The following is a 20,692-nucleotide window of genomic DNA, read 5'->3' as shown; positions in this document are numbered from 1 at the left end:
GCCCCTGCCCTAGATCACGCGTTCCACCATCATCTGCTTGATTTCTGCGATGGCCTTGGCGGGGTTGAGCCCCTTGGGGCAGGTCTTGGCGCAGTTCATGATCGTGTGACAGCGGTAGAGCCGGAACGGGTCTTCGAGGATGTCGAGCCGCTCGCCCGTCGCCTCGTCGCGTGAATCCGACAGCCAGCGATGCGCGTGGATCAGCGCGGCGGGGCCGAGGAAGCGGTCGCTGTTCCACCAGTAGCTCGGGCAGGCGGTGGAGCAGCAGGCGCAGAGGATGCACTCGTAGAGCCCGTCGAGCTTTTCGCGGTCCTCGATGGATTGCCGCCACTCCTCGGCGGGCTCGGTGGTCTTGGTCTGCAGCCAAGGCTGGACGAGGGCGTGCTGGCCGTAGAACTGCGACAGGTCCGGCACGAGGTCTCGGATCACCGGCATGTGCGGCAAGGGGTAGATCTTCACGTCGCCCTCGATCTGGTCGAGGCCGTAGATGCAGGCCAGCGTATTGATCCCGTCGATGTTCATCGAGCAGGAGCCGCAGATCCCCTCGCGGCAGGAGCGGCGGAAGGCGAGCGTCGGGTCGATCTCGTTCTTGATCTTGATGAGCGCGTCGAGGACCATCGGCCCGCAGCGGTCGAGATCGACGTGATAGACATCGACGCGCGGGTTCTCGTCGTCATCCGGGCTCCAGCGATAGATGCGGAAGGTGCGCAGCCGGGTGCCCTCGGGCTTGGGCCAGACCTTGCCCTTGACGATGCGGCTGTTCGGCGGAAGGCGCAGCTGGACCATGGTCAGGCCCTGCCGCGGATGATCTGGATGTCGCGGGTCATGTCGGCTCCTCGCCTTGTGTCGGGATCGCGTCGTGTCGGGGCCTGCACCGCCGCCGGGCGGCGGGCCGATCACGCGGGGCGAACCTGCCAGCGGGCACGATGTTCCGGGCGATCGAAGGTCAGGGCCAGAGGGTCACGACGAGGGCCGCCGATGTGGCGCTGAGCGCGAAGAGGAGAAGCACGAAAAGCCCCTTGTCCTTCGGTCCCATGCACCACACTCCCTCGTACCACCTGCAGCGAGAACCTGCTGGCCCGCGGCTTGTTCCGCGGCGCCGTCGCTTTCACGGGAACCCTTCCGTCTGCCGGAGGTTCGGGCAGCACTCCCTTGACAAACTTGCGCTGCCACGGACGCTCCGTGGCAGCGCATTTTTTCATGCGCCGCCCGTCACGGGCCCCTCCCCCTCCATCAGCGGCTGCTGCCGACGCTCCTGCAGCGCCGTGCGCGCAGCCTCGGCGCGACGCGCGATCACCTGCCGGTCGGCCGCACGGGTGCTTTCCTGCGGCACCTCGTCGAGGATCAGCGCCACCTGCCGCTCCAGCACGTCGAGATGCGCCGCCAACCGCACATGCGGGGCGATGCGCTCGACGGCCTCGAGCAGATGGATGACGATGAAGGGTTTCTGCGCCCCGTTCTGCCGGATCTGGTCGAAGGCCGCGCCGATCACGCTGGCATGGGTCGGGCGGGGGCAGATCACCCGCACGCGGCCCCCGGCGTCGCGGAACACGCCCGGCGGAAGCTCGCGGTTCAGAAGCAGCGAGAGCGAGGCCGAGAGCTGGTCGATGACGGCGATGGCCGTATAGGGATCGTTCAGGGAGGGCGACATCGCCCGCAGCGCCACCTCCACCAGATGCCGGATCGAGAATTCCACATCCTGCACGGGGGTCCGGTGCGCGCCGATGACAACCGCCTCGCGGACCGCGCGGCATAGCGCCTCGGTTACCGGCCGGGACGACAGGATGCCGATGCCCTTTCCGTCCTCCACCACGAAGTCGCCGGCGCGGAAGTCGAGCCCGACGAAGCAGTCGGCGTCCTGCGCCACCTCGATCAGCCGGTCGAAGGCGATGGCGCGGATGTAGCCTGCCTTGCCGGGGCCGAAGCGGAAGGCAGCTTCGGCGAAGGCCTCTGGCAGCAGGCGGTCGGGCTTTTCATCCGGCGGGGCGCGCAGGGGGGTGAAGCTGTGGATCAGCCGGTCCAGCTCTCCGCCCACCGGATGCACCACGGTCTCGGACATGATCGAGCGGGCAAGCGAGTGCTGGAAGAGGCCGAGCAGGCAGACACTGAGGGCGACCAGCGCGAGGGCCAGGGTGACGCTGGGCAGGGGGCGGACCGCCTCGCCGCTGAGGGGGCCGAGCATGGCCGACATCAGGAGGCAGTAGATGATCGTCATCACGAAGCAGCCTAGAACAAACTGCGTCTGCTTGCTGGCCATGAAGATGCGGATCAGCCGCGGGCCGAACTGGCTCGAGGCGAGGCTGAGCACGACCATGGTGATCGAGAAGATCAGGCTGGTCATGGTCATCATCGAGGTGAGCAGCGTCGCCAGCAGATCGCGCGCCGTCCCCGGTGCGCCGCGGTAGAGGAAGGGCAGCGTGCTGTCGTCGGCCACCCGCTGATCGAGCCCGCCTGCCACCCAGGCGAGACCGGCGGCGACGAGGATCATCACCGAGGGCACGAACCAGAAGCTGGTGCTGGCACTCTCCCAATAGGTCGTCAGGCGTTCGCGGGTCATGGCTGGCTCCTGCGGCTCGTCGTCGGAAAATCCGGCCATGGAGGGGAGCCTGCCTCCCAACCGCGGCGCGGGACGGAGGTTCCCGGGCGGGACATCGTCATGCCGGAGGCCCCCTCACGAAGGATTTCCGGACCGTTGTTCCGCGATGCGTGGGAACCATGGCACGGCGGTCCTGCTTCACCCCCGGAGCCGGACGTCTGTGCGGCGCAGCGCCGCCTGCAGAGACTGTCCGTTCTTGTTTGAGCATCCGGCTTGAAGACCGAAGCCGCTGCGGGCATGTCATGCAGTCTGGAAACAGGAGTATCAGATGTTCAGATCCCTTTCGCTCGCGGCCGTGCTGGCCGGGGCCGTCGCCCTCCCCGCCGCCGCCGAGACGATCCGCGTCGGCATGTCCGGCGGCTATTTCCCCTTCACCTTCGTCCGTCAGGACCAGCTGCAGGGCTTCGAGGTCGATCTGATGAACGCCCTTGCCGAAAAGACCGGCGACACGGTGGAATTCTCCACCATGTCCTTCTCGGGCCTGATCGGCGCGCTGGAGGCCGGACGGATCGACACCGTCGCCAACCAGATCACCATCACCCCCGAGCGCGAGGCGAAGTTCGCCTTCAGCCAGCCCTATGTCTATGACGGCGCGCAGGTCGTGGTGAAGAATGGCAACGAGACCGAGATTACCGGCGTCGACAGCCTGAAGGGCCGCAGCGTGGCGGTGAACCTCGGCTCCAACTTCGAACAGCTGCTGCGCGAACTGCCCTTCGCGGACGAGATCGACATCCGCACCTATGAGAGCAACATCGAGCAGGACACGGCGCTCGGCCGGGTCGACGCCTTCGTGATGGACCGCGTCTCCTCGGCGCAGGTCATCAAGGAAAGCCCGCTGCCGCTGGCGCTGGCCGGCGAGCCCTTCAGCGAGATCCGCAACGCCCTGCCCTTCCGCAACGATGCCGAAGGTCAGGCGCTGCGCGACAAGCTCGACGCCGCGCTGACCGAGCTGAAGGCCGACGGCACGCTGAAGGCGATCTCGGAGAAATGGCTCGGTCTCGACGTGACCGCCCCGGCGAGCTGATCCGATGCGGGCGCTCGACCTCGACTACATGCTGGGTCTGGTGCCCGTCATCCTCGGCTACGTGCCGCTGACACTGGGCATGGCGCTGGCCGCCATGCTCTGCGCGCTGATCCTCGCCTGCCTGATGGCGGTGGAGCGGGTGATCCGCGTACCGGTGCTGGACCAGCTGGTACAGCTCTTCATCAGCTTCTTCCGCGGCACGCCGCTCTTGGTGCAGCTGTTCCTGTTCTACTACGGCCTGCCGCAGGTGATGCCCTTCCTTACCGGGATCAACGGTGTCACCGCGGCGATCATCGGGCTGACGCTGCATTTCTCGGCCTATATGGCCGAGAGCATCCGCGCGGCGATCCTCGGGGTGGACCGCAGCCAATGGGAGGCCTCGCAGGCGGTGGGCATGACCCGCGGGCAATCGATGCGGCGCATCGTGTTGCCGCAGGCGGCGCGGGTGGCGGCGCCAACGCTGGTCAACTACTTCATCGACATGATCAAGAGCACCTCGCTCGCCTTCACCCTCGGCGTCACCGAGATGATGGGCGCGACGCAGAAGGAGGCCGCCGGCAGCTTCCTCTATTTCGAGGCCTTCCTCGTGGTCGCGGTGATCTATTGGATCATCGTCGAGACCCTGTCCTTCCTGCAGAAGCGGCTGGAAAGCCGCCTGAACAAGGCCTTCGCCCGATGATCAGCATCCGCGGACTGACCAAGCGCTTCGGCAGCAACACCGTGCTCGACGGCATCGACCTCGACATCGCGGCGGGCGAGCGGGTGGCCATCATCGGCCCCTCCGGCACCGGCAAGTCGACGCTGCTGCGCTGCCTGAACTACCTCGACCGGCCCGACGCGGGCGTGATCCGCATCGGCGATCTGACGGTGGATGCGGCGACGGCGAAGCCCGCGCAGATCCTTGCGCTGCGCCGCTGCACCGCCTTCGTCTTCCAGAACTATGCGCTCTTCGCCAACAAGACCGCGCGGCAGAACATCACCGAGGCGCTGATCACCGTGCAGCGCAAACCCCGCGCCGAGGCCGAGGCGCGGGCCGATGCGATCCTCGCCGAGACCGGGCTCTCCGACAAGGCCGACAGCTATCCCGCGGCGCTCTCGGGCGGCCAGCAGCAGCGCGTCGGCATCGGCCGGGCGATGGCGCTGGACGCGGCGCTGATGCTGTTCGACGAGCCGACCTCGGCGCTCGACCCGGAATGGGTGGGCGAGGTGCTGGACCTGATGCGGAGGGTGGCGGAGCGGCGGCAGACCATGCTGATCGTGACGCATGAGATGCAGTTCGCCCGCGAGATCGCCGACCGGGTGATCTTCATGGAGGGCGGGCGCATCGTGGAACAGGGCCCGCCGGCGCAGCTTTTCGACAACCCGAAGGACGATCGCACCCGCAGCTTCCTGCGCCGGGTGACGGCGGCGGGGTGAGGCTGGCTGGGCCGGGGACAAATTCGCCGCTCCCGGTCGATTTGCTGCTCACAGTCCTGTGAAGCCATGCCATGACTTGCACGTAAATTTCTCGGGACGAGAATCGCGCAGGTAGGGGGGCAGACCGCATGGCATCACTATGGACCAACATTCCCATCGACATGGAGAACCCGGACTTTCTCTATGGGGCTCTCGAGGAAGTCACTTCCTCCCGGATCGTGATTGTCGCGGGCGATGTGACGGCGACCTACCACGGGTCGTTCACCTTTGACAGCCAAGGCTATGTCTACGGGCAGATGCGCGCCTACACCGTCGAGGAAAACGGGATCGAACTGGCCGAAATCACCGGCATCAACCGCGACGCCTATACCACGGTCAACCTGATCGACGGCGGCGATGCAACCGCCCTCTACCGCTACGTCTTCTCGGGCGCAGATCGCCTTCAGGGTTCCGCCGACCGCGACATCCTCGACGGCTACGCCGGCGCCGACCGGATCGAGAGCAATGGCGGCGGCGACCGCATCCTCGGCGGCGACGGCAAGGACCGGGTCTGGGGCGGCAGCGGCGCCGACCGGATCTTTGGCGAGAACCAGAACGACCGGCTCCTTGGCCAAGGCGGCAGGGATGAGTTGGCGGGCGGCGCGGGAGCGGATGTGCTTTCGGGCGGCGCGGGCAATGACAGCCTCGACGGCGGGACGGGTGCCGACCGGCTGATCGGCGGTGCAGGGCGTGATGCGCTTCGGGGCGGCGACATGCACACGCGGGATGTGTTCGTCTTCCAGCAGGCCGGCGACAGCAAGGTCGGCAAGGCGCATGACACGATCCACGATTTCCTGACCGGAGTGGACGACATCCACCTCGCCGCCATCGACGCCAACAGCGCCAAGGGCGGCGATCAGGCCTTCGGCTTCTCCGGCACGACGGCGAAGGCCCATGCGGTCTGGACGGTCGACAAGGGCGGCGACCTGCTGCTGCGCGGTGACGTGAACGGCGACACCAGGGCCGATTTCGAGATCCTCGTCGCCGATACCGACAGCCTGAGCTTCCGCGATTTCATCCTCTGAGCGGCTTTCCCTGCGCCGCGCCTCGACGCGGCGCGGCGCAGGGCTATTCTCTCGGGCCGATGGACCGAGCCCGACAGGATGCGCCCCGATGACCAGACCGGACACCCCTAGCCTCTCTCCCGCCGAGCAGGCCGCGCTTGATGACGCGATCGACCGTGCGCTGAAGGCGGCGGAGCAGAGCGGCAAGTCGGGCATCGCCGCCGCCGTGCTGCTGGACGGCAGGATCGTCGCCACCGGCGAGAACGAGGTCCATCTGCAATGCGATCCGACCCAGCATGCCGAGATGGTGGCCATCACCCGCGCCGCCGCAGCGCTGGGGCGCACCGATCTTGCGGGCTGCGTGCTGATCTCCACCCTGCAGCCCTGCGAGATGTGCCTCGCCGCTTTCCGCTTTGCCGGGATGGACCGGGTGATCTTCGCTGCGACTCAGGGCCGCGTTCCGCCGAAGTACTTCGCCTTCCCGCATCTGCGACTCAGCGATTTCCAGCGGGGCGACTTCACCGCGCTGGGGGGAATCGGCGAGGAGCGGGTGCTGCATCTTTATGCGACCGGCGCGCAATGACGGGCCAACCGATTTGCTGCACCACTCTGCCTTAATTAACCAATGATGGCAGAGGCGACACGCAGCGGCGGCCGGGTGATCGGCAGGCTGTATTGCCGGTCTTCCAGCTCTTCCGGAGGAACCGGGCAGCCGTAAAAGTATCCCTGCCCCTCGTCGCAGTCCAGATCGAGCAGCGCGATTTCCTGATGCGCGGTCTCCACGCCCTCCGCCACGACGATCTTGCCCATCGCCTTGCCCAGCCCGATGATCGCCTTGACGATCTCGGCGTCGAAGGAGGGCGCGGAAATGAAGCTGCGGTCGATCTTGAGTTTATGGATTGGGAGACTGCGCAAATAGCCGAGGTTGGAGAAACCGGTGCCGAAATCGTCGAGCGAGATGGAGAAGCCCATGTCATGCAGCAACAGGATCTGCTGGCGGATGGTATCGCTGGATTCAATCAACACGCCTTCGGTGATCTCCAGCTCGAATTGGGCGGCGTCGAGCCCATGGCAGCGCAGGATGAGACCGAGTTCGGAGGAGATATTCGCGCGTTTCAGGCTCGAGGGCGAGAGATTGATCGAGATGACCGCATCGGCCATATGCGGTGAGGCCCGCCATTCCACCGCCTGACGGCAAGCCATGCGGAACACGATCAGCGTCAGATCGTCCATCAACCCATTGTTTTCGGCAAGGTCGATGAATTGATCCGGAAAGACCAATCCTTCATCCGTCACCATCCGCACCAGCGCCTCGACACCGCGCATCCGGCCGTCGGTATAGGAAATGCGCGGCTGGTAATGCAGGATGAAGGCCTTGTCGCGAATGGCCGACCGCAGCCGGCTTTCCCGCCGCGCCCGATCCTTTGCCTGCTGGTTGAAGGCGCTCTGATGGAAGCGATAGCCGTTGCGCCCCGCCCGTTTCGCCTCGTAAAGCGCCGCATCGGCAGCGCCGATCAGCTCCGACAATTCGACGCCATCTTCGGGGAAGATGCTGATGCCGACGCTGGCGCCGATATTGACGGAACCATTGGTCGAGGGAATCCAGATCGGCTCGGAACAAGCCTGCACGATTTCGTCCGCCAGTTCCGAGGCGGCATTGGCGCTTTCGATGTGCGGAATGAGGATCGCGAATTCGTCGCCCGCCCAGCGGCAGATCGTCGAGTCGGCGGTCAGGGCGGCAGTCAGACGGTTGGAGACCTCGCGCAGCACCTCGTCGCCTGCGTGGTGACCGTGCAAGTCATTGACGGACTTGAAACGGTCGAGATCGCAGAACAGCACGGCCATATGCTCGCCGCGCGATTTGGCGCTGGCGATGGCCACGCCGACCCGGTCGCGGAACAGCACGCGATTGGCGAGCCCGGTCATCGCGTCGAAATATGCGAGATACTCCAGCCGGGTCGCCATGGCCCGCTGCACCGAGACATCATGGAAAACCAGCACCGCGCCGATCACGTCACCATTGGCATCGCGGATCGGTGCGGCGGAATCCTCCACCGCGATCAGCTCGCCCGTGCGGGTTTTCAGCGAGCAGCTCGTTTCGAGCAGAACCACCGCCCCGGTTTCCAAAGCCCGCAGCACCGGACTTTCAACCGGGCGCCCCTGCGCATCGACCACATCGAAGACGGTATTGGCATGGCGCCCTCTGGCCTCGGCCAAGGCCCAGCCGGTCAGACGCTCCGCTGCCGGATTGAGGAAGGTCACGAGACCGACGTTGTCGAAGGTGATCACCGCATCGCCGATGGATTCCAGTGTCACGCGCGACAATTCATGTTCGCGATGCAGTTTCTCCTCGACGCTGTGCCGCTCGGAAATATCCTGGATCTGTGAAACATAATGCGAGATTGCGCCATCCGGCCCCCTGACGGCGGAGACCGACAGGATGCCATGGGCAATGGCACCATCCTTGCGGATGTAACGCTTCTCGATGGTGTAGGACTCGTCGCGCCCCTCGACCACGCCCCGCAGCCTCTCCACACCCTCGGCCAGATCCTCGGGGTGGGTTATATCGTGGAAGGAAAAATGCTTCAGTTCCGTAGCCGAATAACCGAGCATGCGGCAGAGGGCGTCATTCACCTCGATGAATTTTCCGGAGAGGTTGACGATAGCCATGCCGACAGCCGTCGAATTGAAGGCCTTGGCAAACATTTCGTTGGCGATGGCAGCCTCGGCCTTCGACCGGGTTTCTTCGGTCGTGTCCCAGATGAAGATATGGATACCGCTGACCTTGCCAAGCTCATCGAATTGCGGGATGTAATTGGCGACGGAAGATCCGGGTTTTCCGTAAAAGGTGAAATCGCGGTGATAGGAGACCGGCGTGCCCGAAAGCGCCAGTTTCAGCCGCGGCATGGTGGTGGCAAGGATTTCCGGCGCGACGATGTCGGTCAGCTTTTCGCCGACGAAATTGCCGGTCTTGTCGCCGAACCATTCCGCACCGAGGTCATTGTGGAACTCGACGCTGAGATCGGGGGCGACATAGCCATAGACGATCGGCGCTTGCGAAAGCGCGCCGAGGATCGTTTCCAGGTTTCTCTTGAAGGGCATTTTTCTCGATATCTTACGTAACGCCAGAAAACGGCAAACAATCCTGACACTCGCAAGCATATGTTTTCTGCCATCTTATCGGGCAGTTGACGCGAACTCAAGGCTACGCGGGCGTTTTCGGCAACCGCGGGTTGTCGCAGTCGCGGTTGGGTTGTGTAACGGGAGCAAGACGCTGGGTCACCCGGTCGAGGTGCCGGGCGCCGCCGCGGCGACGCCCGTCCGGGCTCAGTCGGCGTGGACCGCGACCGGGGCCGACCCGCCGCCGGGCTTGCGCAGCAAAAGCGCCAGCGGGATGGCGGCGAGGGTGATCAGCATCATCAGGTGGAAATCGTCCACATAGCTGATCATCAGCGCCTGGATGTTCACCATGCCGTCGAGCTGGCTCAGCGCCGCGGGCGAGCCCTGCAGCGCCTCGGGCGAGACCTGCCCCACGATCGGGTTGTAGGGCGAGATGAAGCTGCTCAGCTCGGAATGGTTCACCTGCGTGTTCCGCGTCAGCATCACCGTCACCATCGAGATGCCGATGGAGGAGCCGATGTTGCGCACGAGGCTGAAGAGGCTGGTTGCATCGGCGCGCAGCTGCGTGTCGATGGTGGCAAAAGCCACGGTGGAAAGCGGCACGAAGACGAGGCCGAGCCCGAGCCCCTGGATGACGCCGGACCAGATGATCAGGCTGCTGTCCATCTGCGGCGTGAAGCCGGTCATCAGGTAGAGCGAGACCGCCGTCAGCGACAGGCCGAGCGTCACCAGCAGCCGGGCATCGACGCGGCGCACCAGCTGACCGACGATCAGCATCGAGATCATCGTGCCGACCCCGCGCGGCGCCATGACGAGGCCGGTGGTGATGACGGGGTAGCCGTAGATCCGCGACAGCATCGGCGGCAGCAGCGCGAGGCTGGCCAGAAGGATGATGCCGATGACGAAGATGAACACGAGCCCGGTCGCGAAGTTGCGATCTGCGAACATGCGCGGCTCGAGGAAGGGCTTGTCGGCCCCGAGGATGTGGATGACGAAGACCCAGAAGCCGGTGAGGGTCAGGAACAGGTAGACCCAGATCTCGAAGGCCGAGAACCAGTCCACCTCGGCGCCGCGGTCCAGCATCAGCTGCAGCGAGCCGATGCCGAGCGACAGCATGGCGAAGCCGAAGAAGTCGAAGCGGCGGATGCGGCGCGCGGCGCGCGGCAGCCACGCAGTGCAGCCCAGAAGCGCGATGATCCCCACCGGCAGGTTGATGAAGAACACCCAGCGCCAGTTGTAGCTTTCGGTCAGCCAGCCGCCCAGCGTCGGGCCGATGATCGGACCGACCATGATCCCGGCGCCCCAGAGCGCCATCGCCTGCCCCGCCTTCTCGCGCGGGTTGATGTCGAGGAGGAAGGTCTGCGACAGCGGCACGATGGCCGCGCCGAACACGCCCTGCAGCAGCCGGAAGGCCACCATGGAGGGCAGGCTCCACGCCAGACCGCAGGCCATGGAGGAGATGACGAAGCCGATGATCGAGACGAGGAACAGCTCGCGCTTGCCGATCCGGTCGGCCAGCCAGCCGGTCACCGGCGTCATGATCGCCGCCGCGACGATATAGGAGGTCAGGACCCAGTTGATCGTGTCCTGCGACGCGCCGAGGTCGCCGGTCATCGAGGGCAAGGCCACGTTGGCGATGGTGGTGTCGAGCACCTGCATGATGGTGGCGAGCATGATCGAAAGCGTGATCAGCCCGCGGTGCTTCACCTCGGGTTGGGTTTCGGCGGTCATGGCTTGGGCCTTCTCAGTCGAGGTCGGCGGCGTGCGAGGCAAAGCCGAGGCTGCGGCTGCGCCCGGTATCGACCGACACCTCGGCGCTGAGCCCCGAGGCGAGGCCGTCCATCGGCGGCTCGGTCAGCCGCAGCCGGACGGGCACACGCTGGGTCACCTTCACCCAGTTGCCTGTGGCGTTCTGCGCCGGCAGAAGCGAGAACTCGGCGCCGGTGCCCGCGCCCACGGCCTCGACCACCGCCTCGATCGGCTGGTCGGGATAGAGGTCGAAGACCACCTCGGCGCTCTGGCCGACGCGGATGCCCGCGAGCTGGGTTTCCTTGAAGTTGGCGTCGATCCAGAGATCGCCGGTCTCGACCAGCGCAAACAGCCGCGTTCCGGCGCCGACCATCTGGCCCGGCTTGAAGCTGGCGGCCTGATAGACCACGCCATCGGCGGGGGCGCGCACCTCGGTGAGCCCCAGTTTGTAGGCGGCCTCATCGCGCGCGGCGACGGCGGCCATGACGGTGGGATGGCTGTCGGTCGCGATCTCAGGGTCGTTGCCGAGCGCGGCCAAGGCACTGGCCACCTGCTGTTCGGCCACGCTTCTCAGCTCGCGGGCACGCTGCGCCTCGTGCTGCGCATCGTCCAGCGCGGTGCCCGAGGACACGCCCTTGGTCGACAGCGCCCGCTGCCGCTCCAGCTCGGAGGCCTGATAGGTGGCGTCGTCGGCGGCCAGCAGGGCACTGGCCTGCGCCTGCGCATAGGCGACACGCAGCTGCTCGACCTGCAGGCGCGCCCCCGCCACGGCCGCATCGGCCTGCGCCAGCGCCAGCCGGTAGGGCTCCGGATCGATGCTGAACAGAAGATCGCCCGCCTTGACCACTTGATTGTCGCCGATGTTCACCGAGACCACCCGCCCGCCAAGGTCGGAGGCGACCGAGACGACAGCCTGCCGCAGATTGGCGTTCTCGGTCGTCTCGTAGCGCCCGCCGGTCAGCCAGTAGGCCGTCCCGCCGACGACCATCGCCAGCGGCAAGGCCAGCATCAAGAGCCAGCGCAGGGGGCGGCGGGCGGGCTTCTCCGGCTTGGCGTCGGCAGGGGCGGCGGGCGTCACCGGCGTTGCGGTGAGCGGCTGGGAGGAAGAGGCGTTCATTTCACAGCTTTCGGACAATACGCCGCGGATTCGGCGTCGGAGGAGAGGTTGGAGAGGATCGCGTGCAGCGTATCCGTCAGAATCTTGCAATGCTCCGGCGAGACGCCGGCGAGGGCCTCGGCATAGACCTCGTCCGCCGTCGCCTTGATCTTGGCGTAGACGGCGTTGGTCTGCTCGGTCGGCACGATGATCCGCACCCGGCGGTCGGAGGGATCGGGCTCGCGCCGCACCCAGCCGCCCTGCTCCATCCGGTCGAGGAGCCGCGAGACGCTGATCGGCTCGATCTCCAGCAGATCGGCAAGCCGGGCCTGTGTGGCGCGACCCTCGCGCGACAGATGCGCGAGCAGGCGCCACTGCGCCGAGGACAGGCCAAGATCACAGGTGCGCTGTTCGAAACGCTTGCGGATCGCGCGGGCGGCATCATGCATCAGCAGGCCGAGAGGTTTGGGTGCGTCGGTCATGGGTGAGACATAATATAAGCATGCTTACCTTTCAAGCTGCTCTGCAGCATCGGGGGCAGATTTCGCAAACGTGATCCGGGTTCGCGTTGAACCCTCGGCCCCGAGCCGCAGTTCCTTCTCAATTCGACAAGGAGTTCACCGTGCCGCTTGCCAGACGCGCCTTTCTCGCCGGGGTTCCGGCGCTCGCCCTGCCGCTTGCCCTGCCCTTTCCGCTGAAAGCCCAGACCCGGTTTGCCGCCACACTGCGCGCCGCAGAGAGCCTGTCGCAGCTCCATGCCATCGTCATCGCCCGCGGCGGCGAGATCCAGCTGTCGGAGGCGCTGCGCGGCCCGGCGGTGGAGCGGGCGGTGAATGTGAAATCCGTTTCCAAGACCATCGTCGCGGCCCTGACCGGCGCCGCCATCGACCGGCAGGTGGTGCCGGGGCTGCAGGCCACGCTGGCCGATGTCGCCCCCGGCCTGATCCCGGACGATGCCGACCCGCGTGTGGGCGCGCTGACGCTGGAGAACCTCGTGACCATGCAGGCCGGGCTTGAGCGGACCTCGGGCGGCAATTATGGCGCCTGGGTCTCCAGCGGGAACTGGGTCGATTACGCGCTGACCCGTCCCTTCGTCGCCGAACCGGGCGGGCGGATGCTCTATTCCACCGGCAGCTTCCACATCCTCGGCGCGGCGCTGGCGGAGGCTGCCGACGCCACGCTGCTGGAACTCGCCCGCGACTGGATCGGCAACCCGCTGAACGTCGAGATCCCGCCCTGGACCCGCGACCCTCAGGGCTTCTACCTCGGCGGCAACGAGATGGCGCTGTCGCCCCTCGCCATGCTGCGCTTTGGCGAGATGTACCGGCAGGGCGGCACGATCGACGGCACGCGGGTGCTCAGCGCTGACTGGGTGCGCCGCTCGCTGCAGCCGCTGACCCGCTCGCCCTTCTCGGGGCTGGGCTACGGTTACGGCTGGTTCGTTGGCGAGGCGGGCGGCGAGAGCATCGCGCTGGCGCGCGGCTATGGCGGGCAGATCATCTGCCTCGTGCCGGGGCGCGAGATGACGGTGGTCATCACCTCCGACCCGACGCAGCCCGCCCGCAGCGAGGGCTATTTCGGCGATCTGATGCGGCTGATCGGTGAAACGATCTTGCCCGAAGCCGCCTGAGCCGCGGCATCACGCCGATGTTCACTGTCTGTGCTTGAAACGGCGAAAATCGTAACATATTAAGAACTTATGAAGCGAGACCTTTCCCAGAAGCTGGCGATCCTCTCCGATGCAGCCAAATACGACGCCTCCTGCGCGTCGAGTGGCGGGCAACGCCGGGATTCCCGCGACGGCAAGGGGCTCGGCTCCTCCGGCGGCACCGGGATCTGCCACGCCTATGCCCCGGACGGGCGCTGCATCAGCCTGCTCAAGATCCTGATGACCAATTTCTGCATCTACGACTGCGCCTATTGCATCAACCGCGTCTCCTCGCAGGTCGAGCGCGCGCGCTTCTCGGTCGATGAGGTCGTCAGTCTGACCGTGGAGTTCTATCGCCGCAACTACATCGAGGGGCTGTTCCTCTCCTCCGGCATCATCCGCTCGCCGGATGACACGATGGCCGACATGGTGCGCATCGCAAAGACCCTGCGCGAGCGCGAGAATTTCCGCGGCTACATCCACCTCAAGACCATCCCCGACGCCGCCCCCGAACTGATCGAGCAGGCAGGGCTCTACGCCGACCGCCTGTCGATCAACGTGGAGCTGCCGACCGAGGCCGGGATGACCCAGCTTGCGCCGGAGAAATCGGCGCGCGGCATCCGCAAGGCGATGGCCGATGTGCGGGTGCAGCGCGAGGCCTCGCGCGAGGTGACGCATACCGGCAGGCGCAAGGCGAAATTCGCCCCGGCGGGCCAGTCGACCCAGATGATCGTCGGCGCCGACGGGGCGGACGATGCGGCGATCCTCGGCAATGCCAGCAACCTTTACGGCAATTACGGGTTGAGCCGGGTCTATTACTCCGCCTTCTCGCCGATCCCCGACGCCTCCAAGATGCTGCCGCTGATCCGCCCGCCGCTCCTGCGCGAGCATCGGCTCTATCAGGCCGACTGGCTGCTGCGCTTCTACGGCTTCGAGGTGGGCGAGATCGCCGGCGACGGAATGCTCGATCTGGAGGTCGATCCCAAGACGGCCTGGGCGCTGCAGCACCGCGAATCCTTCCCGGTCGATGTGAACCGGGCCAGCCGCGAGATGCTGTTGCGGGTGCCGGGCTTCGGCACCAAGACCGTCTCCCGCATCCTCGACGCCCGTCGCCACGGCGCGGTGCGCTACGAGCATCTGGTGACGATGGGGGCGGTGATGAAACATGCGAAGGCCTTCATCTCCGCCCCCGGCTGGTCGCCACGCGGGCTGACCGATGACGCGGCGCTGCGGTCGCGTTTCGTCAAGCCGCCCGAGCAGTTGAGCCTGTTCTGATGCGCGCGGTCGTGCTGCCCCGGCTCGGCACGGTCGCCGCCTGGCGGAAGGAGGCGCGCGAACTGGCCCAGCATCGCGTGCCCGCCGAGACGGTGACATGGCGGGTGGGCGACGGCGAGGCCGATCTTTTCGCCGCCCCCCCTGCCCCGCTGGACGGCCCCACCCGCGAGATCCACCTGCCGCGCGAGGCGGTCTCGGGGCTGCAGACCGCGCTCTGCCACTCGGACCCCGAACGCTTCGCGCGCGGCTATGCGGTGCTGCTGGCGCTTTCCGAGGGGCGGCTGCGCTGGGGCGACCGGGCCGACCCGGCGATGCGCAAGATCCTCGAGCAGGAGAAATCGGTGCGGCGCGACATCCACAAGATGCACGCCTTCGTCCGCTTCCGCGAACTGCCGCCGCAGGAGGGCCGCCGCGCCTTCGGCGCCTGGTTCGAGCCGGAGCATCACATCGTCGAGGCGGGCACGCCCTTCTTCGCCAAGCGCTTTGGCGACATGGACTGGGTGATCGCCACGCCCGAGGTCACCGCGCATTTCATCGACGGCGCGCTCAGCTTCACCGAGACCGAAGCCGAGAGCCGCCCGCCCGAGGATGCGACCGAGGCGCTGTGGCGGACCTATTACACCAACATCTTCAACCCGGCCCGGCTGATGGTGAAGGCGATGCAATCCGAGATGCCGAAGAAATACTGGAAGAACCTACCCGAGGCCGATCTGATCCCCGGGCTGATCCGGGGCGCGCAGGGAAGGGCCGCCGAGATGCAGGCCAGGATGCCCACCGAGCCGCCGAAACGGCGCGAGGCGGTGGCGCGGATGCTGCCACAGCCGGAACAGGCGGCGGCGGGCTCGTTGGAGGAGCTGCACCAGCAGGCCGAGGCCTGCACCCGCTGCCCGCTCCATGGCCCCGCGACGCAGGTCGTCTTCGGCGAGGGCCCGCCCGATGCGGCGCTGATGATCGTCGGCGAGCAGCCGGGTGACCGGGAGGATCTGATGGGGCGGCCCTTCGTCGGGCCTGCCGGGCAGCTTTTCGACGAGGAAGCCGAGAAGGCCGGGCTCGACCGCGCGCGGACCTACATCACCAATGCGGTGAAGCACTTCAAGTTCACGCTGCGCGGCAAGCGGCGCATTCACCAGAAACCGAACGGCGGCGAGGTCACCGCCTGCCGCTGGTGGCTGGATCTTGAGCGCGAGCGGGTCAAGCCGAAGCTGATCGTCGCCATGGGGGCCACGGCCTGCTTGTCGGTGACGGGGTCCGGCTCGGATCTCTTGAAGCGGCGCGGGCAGTTCGAGACGGCACCGGACGGGACGCGGGTCTTTGTCACCGTGCATCCGTCCTACATCCTGCGCCTGCCCGATGAGGCGAAGCAGGCCGAGCGCGAGCGGTTCCGCGCCGATCTGAGGACGGCAATCGAGAGCCTCTAGGGCTCAGACCTCGGGCGAGCCGGGGCGCGGAATGACCGAAGGCACCTGCTCGGCGCGGGTCTCGTCCCACGAGGGGTCCTTGCGCTTGATCCGGCGCGAGACGCCCCAGGCCGAGGGCCAGGCGCCGACCAGACCGACAACCACTGCGATGATCACCGGACCCCAGCCGTAATAGCCCATGGTGAAGAACACCACGACCAGCGTCCCGGTGATCATGGCGCCGGTGATCATCGTAAGAATGATGCTGAGCCGGTCCATCAGCGGCGTCCGGCGGTCACCCGCACGGGGGTCGGGCGGCGCGCCGACAGCATGACGGTGACCAGGGACGCGGTGACGGCGACGGCAAGGATGGCAAAGGGCATGTCGTTCTCCTCGACGGTCCGGGGCTGGACTGCCTCGGGCACAGGAGAGGAACGCCCCACTGCCCTCAGAGTTCCGACCGCTCCACCGGCTGTCCCGCCGCGGCTTCCAGCGCCCGCTCCAGCATCACCGGCGTGACCGGCTTCTCGATCACCGTGGCGCGCGGATCGGCGGGCAGCGTGGCGCTGGCATAGCCGGTGGCGAAGACCACCGGAACGCCTTCGTTCAGCAGCTTCTGCCCCAGCTCGAAAGAGGTGCGACCATGGCTCAGGTTCACATCGAGCAGGGCGATGGCCGGCAGCGTCTCGGCCACGAACTTCTCCGCCATCGGCAGGGAATAGGCCATGTCGATGTCGGTGAACCCCATGTCCTTCAGAACCTCGACGGTCTCCATCGCGATGATGGCTTCGTCCTCAAGGTAGAGGATCCGCATGTCGGAGGGGGTCCAGGTCACTGTCATAATCCACTTCGGTTGCTGCATTCCACGGTAGGGAGACAACCAGACGTAGCCCCCCCGGTTCCCAGTCCGGCGTGATCTCGCCGCCGAGCGTCCCGTGCACCATCGACAGCATCAGCTTGGAGCCGAACCCCTGTCTTGATGGCGCCGACACCGGCGGCCCGCCGCTTTCATCCCAGCGCAGGACGAACTGCTCGCCCTCGCCGTCATCCACCCGAGACCAGCGCACCGACACCCGGCCCTCGGGCCGGGAGAAGGCGCCGTATTTGGACGCGTTGGTGGCCAGTTCGTGAATAACCATGCCGAGGCTCAGCGTCGCCCGCGCATTCAGCCGCATCTCGGGGCCGCGCAACGCCACCCGCTCGGGGCCGTAGACGTTGATGAGCTCCAGCCCGAGGATGTCGCGCAGCGAGGTCGTCGCCCAGTTCTCGGCGGTCAGCAGGTTGTGAGTATTGGCCAGCGCGCCGATGCGCTGCGCCAGCGTGTCCAGCACCACCTGCGGGTCGCCCTCCTCGCGCCGCGCGCGGTTCACCAGCGCGATGACGTTGGAGAGCATGTTCTTCACCCGGTGCTGCAGCTCGCGCATGATGCGCCGGAGATCGGCCTGCAACTCCAGCAGCCGCGTGACCTCAGTCACGTTGAAGCCGACGGCCCGCACCGTGCCGTCACGGTGCAGCGGATACCAATCCACCTCCCAGACCCGCTGGGTCTCGGGATCGGTGCCCGAGGCGCCGCGCAACACCGAGCGCAGCACCGGCTCGCCGGTCTCGAAGACCTTGCGGATCGAGCCAAGCACGACGGTGGAGAGGTCGGGCAGCACCTCGGCGATGTTGCGCCCGATGATCTCGGTGGAATCGAAGCCGCTGATCTGGGCGAGCTTGGGGTTGGCGCGCAGGAAGCGGAAGTTGCGATCCACCAGCCCCATCGCGCCCGGGCTGCTCAGATACAGCTCCTCGACCTCCTCGGCATTGGCCTTGGCCTCGGAACTGGCGGTCTCGGCGGCGCGGGCATAGCGGGTCACCGTGGTCACGTCGAAGACCGAGAAGACCACGCCCCCCAGATCGCCCTGTTCCGAGCGGTAGGGCGCGAAGCGCACGATCACCTCTGCGGCGCCGTCGCTCGAGACCATGTTCACCTCTTCCGCCGCCCCGGTATGGGCGACGCGGCGGCTCGCCTCGGCGATGGTCGCCATCTCAAGCCGGGCGCCGATGTCGGTGATCGGGCGGCCTCGGTCCTGATCGACGAAGCGGAACCAGGACATCGCCTCGGGGGTGAAGGTGCGCAGGCGCAGGTCGCGGTCGAGAAAGATCGTGGCGATCTGCGTCGATTCCATGAAGTTGGCGAGGTCCGAGTTCACCTCGGCCAGCTCCGCCAGCTTGGTCTGCAATTCCTCGTTGGTGGTCGAAAGCTCCTCGTTCGCCGACTGAAGCTCCTCGTTCATCGACATCATTTCCTCGTTGGAGCTCTTCAGCTCCTCATTCGAGGTCTCGAGTTCCTCCACCGTGGTCCGCACCATCCGGCGCGCGTCTTCCAGCTCGTCCTCGAGTTGGCTGACATAGCTCTCGTCAAGCACGATCCGCGCCGCCGGCTCGACCGGCACGCCGGGAGTCGAGAAGGTCACGAGCCGCGAGCCGTCCGGTAGCACCTCGGCACCCAGAAGAAGGTTCTCGGGCAAGCCGTCTGCCACAGCGTCGACCTGCGCCTGACGGAACTGGCCCTTGTTCAGCGCGACGCCTGTCAGCAGCCGCTTCAGCGCCGGTTCCAGCGCCGGCAGGATCAGGCCGCGCACGCCGAGCGTGGTGGCCCCGGAGGACAGCTTCACGAACTGCTCGGCCCCCGCGCCGACGCGGGTCACCTGGTCGTGGGCGTCGAGGATCAGATAGGGCGGGATGTGCCGGGTTACCATCGCCTCGGCCACCGCGGCGGGCAGGCCGAAGACGTCATCCTCGCGGTTGTCGGGCATCGGCGCCGTGACGGCGTTGCTCAGGGCGCGGAAGCTGCGCGGCAGGTCCAGCGGCCGGGCCGGGGCGGAGTTGCGCCGGTAGATCCGGTGTTCCGGCGCCACGTCGATCAGGGGCTCGCCATCGGTGCGGGCCGACTCGGACGGCCCCATCATCAGATAGCCACCGGGCCGCAGCGCATATTGGAACACACGATGCGCCAGCTCCTGCAGGCCGTGGTCGAAATAGATCAGCAGGTTGCGGCAGGTGACGAGGTCGAGCTTGGAGAAGGGCGGATCCTTCACCAGACTCTGCGTCGAGAACCGCACCGTGTCGCGCAGGTCGCCGCGGATTTCGAAGCCGTTGCGCGTCGGGGTGAAGTAGCGTTCCAGATATTCCTGCGGCACTTCGGTGGCTATGGAGTTCGGGTAATGCCCGCGCCGCGCCACGGCCAGCGCTTCCTCGTCGATGTCAGTGCCGAAGACGGAAAGCCGCGGGCGCACGTCCATCCGGTGCATCTCGTGGGCGATGATCATCGCCACCGTATAGGCCTCCTGCCCGGTGGAGCAGCCCGGCACCCAGACGCGGATCTCGTCGTTGCGGGTCTTGCCCTCCAGCATAAGGGGAATGGCTTGCTGGCGCAGCGCCTCGAAGGCCTGCGGATCGCGGAAGAAGCTGGTGACGTTGATCAGCAGATCGCGGAACAGCCGGTCGGCCTCGGTGCGGTTCTGCACCAGCTCGCGCAAGTAGTCGCCGGGATGGGTGAGACCCAGCACCGACATGCGCAGCGTGATCCGCCGCAGGAGCGTGCCGTTCTTGTAGCCGGCAAAGTCATGCCCCGTCCGGTAGCGGACATGGCGCATCACCTTCTCGATGAACTCGGCATCGCTCTCGATGGCCGGGGCGATGCCCATGGCGCGGTCGTGGAAATCGCGCAGCACCGTGATCATCTCGGTCGCGGGCAGCACCATGTCCACCGCCCCCGTGGCGATGGCAGCCCGCGGCATGCCGTCGTATTTCGCGTCCTTGGGCTCCTGTGCGAAGACGAGCCCGCCCGCCTCCTTGATCGCCCGGACCCCGTTGCTGCCGTCGCTGCCGGTGCCCGACAGGATCACCCCGGCCGCATTGGCGCCATGCTCGCGCGCCAGCGCCTCGAAGAAGCTGTCGATCGGGCGGCGCAGGCCGCGCGGGCTCTCGAAAGGCACCAGCCGCAGCCGCGCGCCCTCGATGGTCAGCTCATAGGCCGGCGGGATCAGATAGACGTTGCCTGCCTTCACCTCCATCCCGTCGGTGATCGCCTGCACCGGCAGCCGCGTGCGCTTCGACAGAAGCTCGGGCAACAGGCTTTCATGCTCGGGATCGAGGTGCTGGACAAGGATCAGCGCGAAATCGTCGGTGGCACGCAGCGTGCCCAGCAACCCCTGAAACGCCTCCAGCCCGCCAGCCGACGCGCCGACCCCGAGCAGGATCAGGGCACGCTCTTCGGCCTGCAATGCGGATGGGGCGGATTTCGGCATAGGGTCTACTTTCGTCTGGAAGATGGGCCGCTT

General features: G+C 66.7%; 17 protein-coding genes. 8 read left to right on the top strand and 9 right to left on the bottom strand.

What is annotated here, in order from left to right:
- Positions 1-9: 9 nt before the first annotated feature.
- Positions 10-786 carry a succinate dehydrogenase iron-sulfur subunit gene (locus AC3A5Z_RS18885; RefSeq protein WP_487520859.1) on the bottom strand — a complete coding sequence of 259 codons (777 nt, stop codon included), beginning with the start codon at positions 784-786 and terminating at the stop codon, positions 10-12.
- Positions 787-1,198: 412 nt separating this feature from the next.
- The gene (locus tag AC3A5Z_RS18880) at positions 1,199-2,557 is read right to left on the bottom strand and encodes a DUF2254 domain-containing protein (RefSeq protein WP_487520858.1); all 1,359 of its coding nucleotides are present in this window, start codon (positions 2,555-2,557) and stop codon (positions 1,199-1,201) included.
- Between the two features lie 307 nt (positions 2,558-2,864).
- Between AC3A5Z_RS18880 and AC3A5Z_RS18875 the strand changes: the two genes are divergently transcribed.
- The 5 genes from AC3A5Z_RS18875 (at position 2,865) to AC3A5Z_RS18855 (ending at position 6,662) form a co-directional block, all read left to right on the top strand.
- The gene (locus AC3A5Z_RS18875; protein ID WP_487520857.1) at positions 2,865-3,620 is read left to right on the top strand and encodes an amino acid ABC transporter substrate-binding protein; all 756 of its coding nucleotides are present in this window, start codon (positions 2,865-2,867) and stop codon (positions 3,618-3,620) included.
- A gap of 4 nt (positions 3,621-3,624) precedes the next feature.
- Complete coding sequence (locus tag AC3A5Z_RS18870; RefSeq protein ID WP_487520856.1) at positions 3,625-4,299, top strand: amino acid ABC transporter permease; 675 nt, start codon at positions 3,625-3,627, stop codon at positions 4,297-4,299.
- On the top strand, positions 4,296-5,036 hold the full coding sequence (locus AC3A5Z_RS18865) for an amino acid ABC transporter ATP-binding protein (RefSeq protein ID WP_487520855.1): 741 nt from the start codon (positions 4,296-4,298) through the stop codon (positions 5,034-5,036). The genes AC3A5Z_RS18870 and AC3A5Z_RS18865 overlap by 4 nt, the downstream gene beginning before the upstream one ends.
- 128 nt (positions 5,037-5,164) lie before the next feature.
- Positions 5,165-6,100 (top strand): calcium-binding protein, encoded by a 936-nt coding sequence (locus AC3A5Z_RS18860; RefSeq protein WP_487520854.1) that lies wholly within the window; start codon positions 5,165-5,167, stop codon positions 6,098-6,100.
- 88 nt (positions 6,101-6,188) lie between these two features.
- Positions 6,189-6,662 carry a nucleoside deaminase gene (locus AC3A5Z_RS18855; protein WP_487520853.1) on the top strand — a complete coding sequence of 158 codons (474 nt, stop codon included), beginning with the start codon at positions 6,189-6,191 and terminating at the stop codon, positions 6,660-6,662.
- A 35-nt stretch (positions 6,663-6,697) separates the two neighbouring features.
- On the opposite strand, the gene AC3A5Z_RS18850 is transcribed toward AC3A5Z_RS18855, so the two are convergent.
- The 4 genes from AC3A5Z_RS18850 to AC3A5Z_RS18835 form a co-directional block, all read right to left on the bottom strand.
- Positions 6,698-9,181 (bottom strand): sensor domain-containing protein, encoded by a 2,484-nt coding sequence (locus AC3A5Z_RS18850; RefSeq protein ID WP_487520852.1) that lies wholly within the window; start codon positions 9,179-9,181, stop codon positions 6,698-6,700.
- 225 nt (positions 9,182-9,406) lie between these two features.
- Positions 9,407-10,930 (bottom strand): DHA2 family efflux MFS transporter permease subunit, encoded by a 1,524-nt coding sequence (locus AC3A5Z_RS18845; protein ID WP_487520851.1) that lies wholly within the window; start codon positions 10,928-10,930, stop codon positions 9,407-9,409.
- Positions 10,931-10,943: 13 nt separating this feature from the next.
- Complete coding sequence (locus AC3A5Z_RS18840; RefSeq protein ID WP_487520850.1) at positions 10,944-12,065, bottom strand: HlyD family secretion protein; 1,122 nt, start codon at positions 12,063-12,065, stop codon at positions 10,944-10,946.
- Positions 12,062-12,526 carry a MarR family winged helix-turn-helix transcriptional regulator gene (locus AC3A5Z_RS18835; protein ID WP_487520849.1) on the bottom strand — a complete coding sequence of 155 codons (465 nt, stop codon included), beginning with the start codon at positions 12,524-12,526 and terminating at the stop codon, positions 12,062-12,064. The genes AC3A5Z_RS18840 and AC3A5Z_RS18835 overlap by 4 nt, the downstream gene beginning before the upstream one ends.
- Positions 12,527-12,666: 140 nt before the next feature.
- On the opposite strand from AC3A5Z_RS18835, the gene AC3A5Z_RS18830 reads away from it, so the two are divergent.
- From AC3A5Z_RS18830 to AC3A5Z_RS18820, 3 genes are all read left to right on the top strand, one after another.
- Positions 12,667-13,674: a serine hydrolase domain-containing protein gene (locus tag AC3A5Z_RS18830; protein WP_487520848.1), complete on the top strand. Its 1,008-nt coding sequence runs from the start codon at positions 12,667-12,669 to the stop codon at positions 13,672-13,674.
- Positions 13,675-13,743: 69 nt separating this feature from the next.
- Positions 13,744-14,967, top strand: coding sequence for a putative DNA modification/repair radical SAM protein (locus AC3A5Z_RS18825; RefSeq protein WP_487520847.1), 1,224 nt, complete (start codon positions 13,744-13,746; stop codon positions 14,965-14,967).
- On the top strand, positions 14,967-16,385 hold the full coding sequence (locus AC3A5Z_RS18820) for a UdgX family uracil-DNA binding protein (RefSeq protein ID WP_487520846.1): 1,419 nt from the start codon (positions 14,967-14,969) through the stop codon (positions 16,383-16,385). The genes AC3A5Z_RS18825 and AC3A5Z_RS18820 overlap by 1 nt, the downstream gene beginning before the upstream one ends.
- A 3-nt stretch (positions 16,386-16,388) precedes the next feature.
- Here the strand turns inward: AC3A5Z_RS18820 and AC3A5Z_RS18815 are convergent, their stop codons facing one another.
- From AC3A5Z_RS18815 to AC3A5Z_RS18805, 3 genes are all read right to left on the bottom strand, one after another.
- Positions 16,389-16,643, bottom strand: a complete 255-nt coding sequence (locus AC3A5Z_RS18815) for a hypothetical protein (protein ID WP_487520845.1) — start codon at positions 16,641-16,643, stop codon at positions 16,389-16,391.
- Positions 16,644-16,812: 169 nt separating this feature from the next.
- A complete protein-coding gene (locus AC3A5Z_RS18810; RefSeq protein WP_487520844.1) occupies positions 16,813-17,205 on the bottom strand; it encodes a response regulator in 393 nt (130 codons plus the stop codon).
- Positions 17,159-20,659, bottom strand: coding sequence for a chemotaxis protein CheB (locus AC3A5Z_RS18805; RefSeq protein ID WP_487520843.1), 3,501 nt, complete (start codon positions 20,657-20,659; stop codon positions 17,159-17,161). Before AC3A5Z_RS18805 ends, AC3A5Z_RS18810 begins: the two co-directional genes overlap by 47 nt.
- Positions 20,660-20,692: the final 33 nt, after the last annotated feature.

The sequence above is a fragment of the Cereibacter sp. Soil_C_27 genome, assembly GCF_057657095.1.
The sequence above is the reverse complement of the archived record's forward strand: the minus strand, read 5'-3'. Positions and strand labels throughout refer to the sequence as shown.

Coding starts and splice junctions, on each gene's coding strand:
- AC3A5Z_RS18885 (WP_487520859.1), bottom strand. CDS start 786: ATGGTCCAGCTGCGCCTTCCGCCGAACAGCCGCATCGTCAAGGGCAAG.
- AC3A5Z_RS18880 (WP_487520858.1), bottom strand. CDS start 2,557: ATGACCCGCGAACGCCTGACGACCTATTGGGAGAGTGCCAGCACCAGC.
- AC3A5Z_RS18875 (WP_487520857.1), top strand. CDS start 2,865: ATGTTCAGATCCCTTTCGCTCGCGGCCGTGCTGGCCGGGGCCGTCGCC.
- AC3A5Z_RS18870 (WP_487520856.1), top strand. CDS start 3,625: ATGCGGGCGCTCGACCTCGACTACATGCTGGGTCTGGTGCCCGTCATC.
- AC3A5Z_RS18865 (WP_487520855.1), top strand. CDS start 4,296: ATGATCAGCATCCGCGGACTGACCAAGCGCTTCGGCAGCAACACCGTG.
- AC3A5Z_RS18860 (WP_487520854.1), top strand. CDS start 5,165: ATGGCATCACTATGGACCAACATTCCCATCGACATGGAGAACCCGGAC.
- AC3A5Z_RS18855 (WP_487520853.1), top strand. CDS start 6,189: ATGACCAGACCGGACACCCCTAGCCTCTCTCCCGCCGAGCAGGCCGCG.
- AC3A5Z_RS18850 (WP_487520852.1), bottom strand. CDS start 9,181: ATGCCCTTCAAGAGAAACCTGGAAACGATCCTCGGCGCGCTTTCGCAA.
- AC3A5Z_RS18845 (WP_487520851.1), bottom strand. CDS start 10,930: ATGACCGCCGAAACCCAACCCGAGGTGAAGCACCGCGGGCTGATCACG.
- AC3A5Z_RS18840 (WP_487520850.1), bottom strand. CDS start 12,065: ATGAACGCCTCTTCCTCCCAGCCGCTCACCGCAACGCCGGTGACGCCC.
- AC3A5Z_RS18835 (WP_487520849.1), bottom strand. CDS start 12,526: ATGACCGACGCACCCAAACCTCTCGGCCTGCTGATGCATGATGCCGCC.
- AC3A5Z_RS18825 (WP_487520847.1), top strand. CDS start 13,744: ATGAAGCGAGACCTTTCCCAGAAGCTGGCGATCCTCTCCGATGCAGCC.
- AC3A5Z_RS18820 (WP_487520846.1), top strand. CDS start 14,967: ATGCGCGCGGTCGTGCTGCCCCGGCTCGGCACGGTCGCCGCCTGGCGG.
- AC3A5Z_RS18815 (WP_487520845.1), bottom strand. CDS start 16,643: ATGGACCGGCTCAGCATCATTCTTACGATGATCACCGGCGCCATGATC.
- AC3A5Z_RS18810 (WP_487520844.1), bottom strand. CDS start 17,205: ATGACAGTGACCTGGACCCCCTCCGACATGCGGATCCTCTACCTTGAG.
- AC3A5Z_RS18805 (WP_487520843.1), bottom strand. CDS start 20,659: ATGCCGAAATCCGCCCCATCCGCATTGCAGGCCGAAGAGCGTGCCCTG.